The 5,299-nt window shown below is 70.0% G+C and carries 4 protein-coding genes and 1 pseudogene; 2 read left to right on the top strand and 3 right to left on the bottom strand.

Annotated elements, in window-relative coordinates:
• Positions 1-253: pseudogene (locus ACNFOC_RS50615) on the top strand (MFS transporter); the annotation flags it as partial.
• Between the two features lie 88 nt (positions 254-341).
• Positions 342-1,139 (top strand): TetR/AcrR family transcriptional regulator, encoded by a 798-nt coding sequence (locus ACNFOC_RS50610; RefSeq protein WP_416965737.1) that lies wholly within the window; start codon positions 342-344, stop codon positions 1,137-1,139.
• Positions 1,140-1,283: 144 nt separating this feature from the next.
• Here the strand turns inward: ACNFOC_RS50610 and ACNFOC_RS50605 are convergent, their stop codons facing one another.
• The 3 genes from ACNFOC_RS50605 to ACNFOC_RS50595 form a co-directional block, all read right to left on the bottom strand.
• Positions 1,284-1,751, bottom strand: a complete 468-nt coding sequence (locus tag ACNFOC_RS50605) for a PPOX class F420-dependent oxidoreductase (RefSeq protein WP_416965736.1) — start codon at positions 1,749-1,751, stop codon at positions 1,284-1,286.
• A 28-nt stretch (positions 1,752-1,779) separates the two neighbouring features.
• Positions 1,780-2,601 carry a YceI family protein gene (locus tag ACNFOC_RS50600; protein WP_416965735.1) on the bottom strand — a complete coding sequence of 274 codons (822 nt, stop codon included), beginning with the start codon at positions 2,599-2,601 and terminating at the stop codon, positions 1,780-1,782.
• Positions 2,602-2,703: 102 nt separating this feature from the next.
• Positions 2,704-5,151 carry an MFS transporter gene (locus tag ACNFOC_RS50595; protein WP_521987015.1) on the bottom strand — a complete coding sequence of 816 codons (2,448 nt, stop codon included), beginning with the start codon at positions 5,149-5,151 and terminating at the stop codon, positions 2,704-2,706.
• Positions 5,152-5,299: the final 148 nt, after the last annotated feature.

The following is a 5,299-nucleotide window of genomic DNA, read 5'->3' as shown; positions in this document are numbered from 1 at the left end:
GTTCGGGAACGGGTTGGGGGTCGCGGTGCTGGGGGCGGTGCTGAGTTCTCGTTTCGCGGCGGTGTCCCTGCCGGTCGGCTTGGCGGCGGCGTCTTCGGCCGAGGAGAGGCGGAGGGTGACCGATTCCTTCGCTGCGGGGCTGGAGGCCAGTCAGTTGGTGGGGGCGGCCGCTGTTTTGGCCGGAGGGTTGCTTGCGGCGGCGTTGTTGTGGCGGGCGGAGCGGGCAGACTCGGAGGTGGTGGTCGCTCAGTAGTGTCTGCGGGTGCGTTGTGGCTGGTCGCGCAGTTCCTCGCGCCCCTAAATACAGTGGCCCGGGACTGAAATGCTGAGGAAGGTGCGTCATGGCCAAGACATCGCCGCCGTCGGGGCGTTCCGCGCGCACCAGTGTCTGGCTTGAGACGAAGACGCGCCGGAGCGGGCGCGGCGGTGGAGGGCAACCCGGCCTCGATCGCACCCGCATCACCGAAGTCACCGTACGACTGCTGGACGCCGAAGGCCTGGCCAAGTTCTCCATGCGGAGGCTCGCCGCCGAGCTGAACGTGACCGCGATGTCCGTCTACTGGTACGTCGACACCAAGGACGATCTCCTGGAACTCGCCCTGGACGCCGTCTTCGGGGAGTTGCGGTTGCCCGACCCGGCGTCCGAGGGCGAGGAGTGGCGCGACCAACTCCGCATGCTGGCAACGGAGTACAGGTCCCTGCTCGTCCGCCACCCCTGGCTGTCGCCCCTCGCCGGCACCTTCCTCAACATCGGCCCGAATTCCCTGGCCTTCTCCCGTGTCGTCCAGCGGGTGATCCGACGCACGGGCCTGCCGGAGCACGGCCTGACAGGCGCGATCTCGGCGGTCTTCCAGTTCGTCTACGGCTACGGCACGATCGAGGGCCACTTCTTCGCCCGCGTCGCCGACACCGGCATGACCCCCGACGACTACTTCCGGCACGCCATGACGACCCTCGACGGGGCCCCGACAACCGCCGAGATCGTGGAGGAGTCCAAGCAACTCATGGCGGCCCGCGGCGGCGACACGGTCGCGGAGATGATGGACCGCGACTTCACCTTCGCCCTGGACCTGCTGGTGGCGGGAATCGAGGCGATGGTGAAACGGGACGGGGGCAAAGACGGCCCGTCGCGGGCTTGAGTGCCGGGCGGGCCCTTCAACCCGGGCCGGTAAAATCAGCTCGCCTTTCAACCCAGGCCGGCATTACTCAGCCCGTCCGGCGTTTGAGGACGAGGCCCCTTCAGGGCCGATCGGGGGTCTGGGGGCAGAGCCCCCAGCACCACCTCAGCCTTCTACGAGCCGCGCCGGAAAACCGCCGGTGGCAACCGGACCCCACCGCTCCGGAGTGACCCGCACGATCGACTTGCCCTGCTTCACCATCGCCGCCCGGTACTCGTCCCAGTCCGGATGCTCCCCGGAGATGTTCCGGAAGTACTCGACGAGGGGTTCCACGGACTCCGGCGAGTCGATGACCTCGGCCGTGCCGTCGATCTGGACCCACGGCCCGTTCCACTCGTCGCTCAGGATGATCACGCTGACCCGCGCATCCCGCTTGGCGTTACGGGTCTTGGCCCGCTCGGGGTACGTGGAGACGACGATCCGCCCCGAGTCGTCGACCCCACAGGTCAGCGGTGACCCCTGCGGGCTCCCGTCCGCCCGCCGGGTCAGCAGGATCGCCCGGTGCCGGGGCCGTACGAAGTCCAGCAGCTCGTCCAGGGACACAGAGGTGTTGCTCGCGATGTTCGAAGCCATACGGCCAGCCTAGGCGCAGCCCACGCCACTACGCCTGCGGCAACGCGTCCCCCTGCACCGCCTGGACGTCCAGCTCGACCTTGAGCGTCGTACCGATCGCCGCGATCCCCGCCTGCACGACCTGGTTGTAGTTCATCGCGAAGTCCTCGCGGTGCAGTTCCGTGGTCGCCCGGAACGCGGCGCGCGTGCCGCCCCAGGGGTCGGCTCCGGTGCCGAGGTAGGCGAGGTCGAGGTCGACGGGCCGTACGACACCGTGGAGGGTCAGCTCGCCGTGGACGGTCCAGCGGTCGGAGCCGGCCGGGGTCAGACCCGTCGAGGAGTAGGTGATCTCCGGGTAGCGGGCCACGTCCAGGAAGTCCGCCGACCGCAGATGGTCGTCGCGCATGCCGTTGCCGGTGTCGATGGACGCGGCCCGGATGACCGCCTCCACCCGGGACTTGGCGATGTCGTCGGGCGCGATCTCGACCGACGCCGTGAAGTCGGTGAAACGGCCACGCACGCTGGAGATCCCCAGATGCTGGGCGACCGCGCCGACCGTGGAGTGGGCGGGGTCGACCGTCCACGGCCCGGGCGGCGGCAACTCCGTACCGCCCTGCCGCGCCAGCGTCACCGTGCCGACCTCGGCCCGCCCGCTCGCGGTGACGATCGCGGTGGCGGCGGCGGGCGCGTACCCGACGGCGGTCACGATCACGGTGTACGGCCCGGGCGCCAGCGGGTTCACGTCCCGCACCGCGCCCTCCACGTCCGCCTCGGCCCGCAGCACCTGTGCCCCGGTCATGTCGGTCACCGTGACGACCGCGTGCGACACGGCCCATCCGTCGCGGGTACGGATCTTCGCGGTCAGTCCCATGTCTCTGTAACTCCTAGCCGTACAGCCGTGGATCGGCGGAAATGAGACCGGCCCGCGCAACACGCCTCCGCTCGGGACGCGTTGCGCAGGCCGGGGTATCAACTACTCACCGGGGTGGGCGAGTTCGATGTCGTGGCCGTCGGCTCCGCGGCCGTTCACCGTGAGGGCGGTCGCGACCGGCGGGTAGCCCGTCGCGATCACCGTGTACTCGCCGCCGCTCAGGTCGGTGAAGGCGTACGCCCCGTCCGTCCCGGTGGTGGCGGTGCCGACCACGTTGCCCGCCGCGTCCACGAGGGTCACGCGGGCGTCGGCCAGCGGGCCGTGCGGGGCGCGAACGACGCCCTGGACCTGGGCACCGGAGTCGAGGTCGATCTCGACCCGGGTGACGCCGGTGCCGCCGACCTCGACGGGCAGCGCGCGCGGCCGGTACCCGGCGGCGTTCACCGCGAGGGTCACGGCACCCGGCACCAGCTCCGCGAAGGTGAACTCGCCCTGCTCACCGGTGGTTCCGGTGGACAGAAGGTCGCCGCGCACGTCCGTCACGATGACCATCGCGTCCTTGACGGGCAGCCCCGTCTCCGCCGCCCGGACGATCCCGTTCAGACCGCTGGTACCGCTCAACAGCACGTCGTACGACACCGGTTCGGCGCCGTTGACGACGACCGTGGACGCCTGCGGCTGGAAGCCGTCGGCGGAGGCGATCAGGACGTACGAGCCGACGCTCGGCGCGTCCAGCGCGTAGGAGCCGTCCGCCTGTGTGACCGAGCGGCCCAACTGGCGCCCCCCGAGGGAGATCAGGGTGACGGCGGCCTGCGGTACGGGCACGCTCTCGGTGCCCCGGACGAAGCCGCGGACGGGAATCCCACCCGGGACGGGTGCGGAGTCGGATGCGGTCACGGGTGCGGTCTCCTCCCCCACCACCGTTGCCACGGCGGCGAGTTGCTGCTCGGTACCTTCGGCCGCCCGGCTGGGGACCTTCTGCTCTGCCGGCGCGGGGATCTCGGCCGCGTCCAGCACGCCCACGGCCTCCTCGGCCGCCTGGGCCAGCCCGCCGGAGGTCCGCAGCGGGACCTCCTTGATGAACATGACGACGATGAAGGCGATGAGCGCGAAGGGCGCCGCGTACAGGAACACGTCGGCGATTCCGTGGCCGTAGGCGCTCTCCAGCCAGGTGCGGACCGTGCTGGGCAGGGCGTCCATGTCGGGCAGCGCGCTGCTGCCGACGGCCTTCGCGGCGGCGGCCTGCGACTGCGGGTCCAGGGAGGCGACGGTGTCCTTGGCGTAGTGCGTGATCCGGCCGGACATGACCGAGCCGAGCACACCGACGCCGACCGCGCCGCCGAGCGAGCGGAAGAAGCTCACCGTGGAGGAGGCGGCGCCGAGGTCCTTCGGGGTGACCTGGTTCTGCGTGGAGAGGACCAGGTTCTGCATCATCGTGCCGACGCCGATGCCCAGCATGGCCATGTAGATGGACAGTTCCCAGTACGGGGTGTCGTAGCGCATCAGGCCGAGCAGGCCCAGACCGGCGGTGAGGAAGAGACCGCCGGCGACCAGCCAGCCCTTCCAGCGGCCGGTCTTGGTGATGAACCGGCCGGAGACCATCGACGCGACGAACAGGCCGCCGATCATCGGGATCGTCATGACACCGGACATCGTCGGCGACTTGTCGCGGGCCAGCTGGAAGTACTGGGAGAAGAAGACGACGCCCACGTACATGCCGATACCGACGAACAGCGAGGCCAGCGAGGCCAGCGAGACGGTGCGGTTGCGGAACAGGCGCAGCGGGATGATCGGCTCGCTCGCCCGCGTCTCGGTGAACACGAACAGCAGCGCCAGCACGAACGTGCCGCCCACCATCGCGTACGTCTGCCACGACAGCCACTCGTACTTGTCGTCGGCGAAGGTCACCCAGACCAGCAGCAGCGAGGCGGCCGCGGTGATGAAGAAGGCGCCGGTCCAGTCGACCTTGACCTTCCGCCTGGTGACCGGGAGGTTCAGCGTCTTCTGAAGCACGATCAGCGCGATCAGCGCGAAGGGGATGCCGACGAACAGGCAGTAGCGCCAGCCGAGCCACGAGGTGTCGGTGATCACGCCGCCGAGCAGCGGACCGCCGACGGTCGCGACCGCGAACGTGGCGCCGGTGTAGCCGGAGTACCGGCCGCGCTCGCGCGGGGCGATCATCGCGGCCATCACGACCTGGACGAGGGCGGAGAGACCGCCGGCGCCGAGGCCCTGGATGACCCGGGCGCCGATCAGCATCGCCGGGTTCTGCGCGAAGCCGGCGACGACCGAGCCGATGATGTAGATGACCAGGGATATCTGGACCAGGGCCTTCTTGCTGACCAGGTCGGCCATCTTGCCCCACAGTGGCACCGAGGCCGTCATGGAGAGCAGGGCCGCGGTGACGACCCAGGTGTAGGCCTCCTGGCCGCCGCCCAGGCTGCCGATGATGGTCGGCAGGGCGTTGGTGACGATCGTCGAGGAGATGATCGCGGCGAACAGGCCGAGCAGCAGCCCGGAGAGCGACTCCATGATCTGCCGGTGCGTCATCGGAGCGCCGTCGGGGGCAGCGGGGGATGCCCCTCCGTGCTTGGCGTGAGCCCGCACACCGGCTGGTGTGGTCGTTGCCATGGGCTTCCTTCTCTTCCGTGCTTATGCGGGTGTACGGGTGGTGGGTTCGAGTTCGTGGTGGGGGGAG

The sequence above is a fragment of the Streptomyces colwelliae genome (assembly GCF_048158785.1).
GTDB lineage: Bacteria > Actinomycetota > Actinomycetes > Streptomycetales > Streptomycetaceae > Streptomyces.
This window is presented reverse-complemented; position numbering and strand designations above follow the sequence as displayed.

Bases quoted from the DNA above. Each gene is read 5' to 3' on its own strand.
- ACNFOC_RS50610 (WP_416965737.1), top strand. From the start codon at position 342: ATGGCCAAGACATCGCCGCCGTCGGGGCGTTCCGCGCGCACCAGTGTC.
- ACNFOC_RS50605 (WP_416965736.1), bottom strand. From the start codon at position 1,751: ATGGCTTCGAACATCGCGAGCAACACCTCTGTGTCCCTGGACGAGCTG.
- ACNFOC_RS50600 (WP_416965735.1), bottom strand. From the start codon at position 2,601: ATGGGACTGACCGCGAAGATCCGTACCCGCGACGGATGGGCCGTGTCG.
- ACNFOC_RS50595 (WP_521987015.1), bottom strand. From the start codon at position 5,151: ATGACGCACCGGCAGATCATGGAGTCGCTCTCCGGGCTGCTGCTCGGC.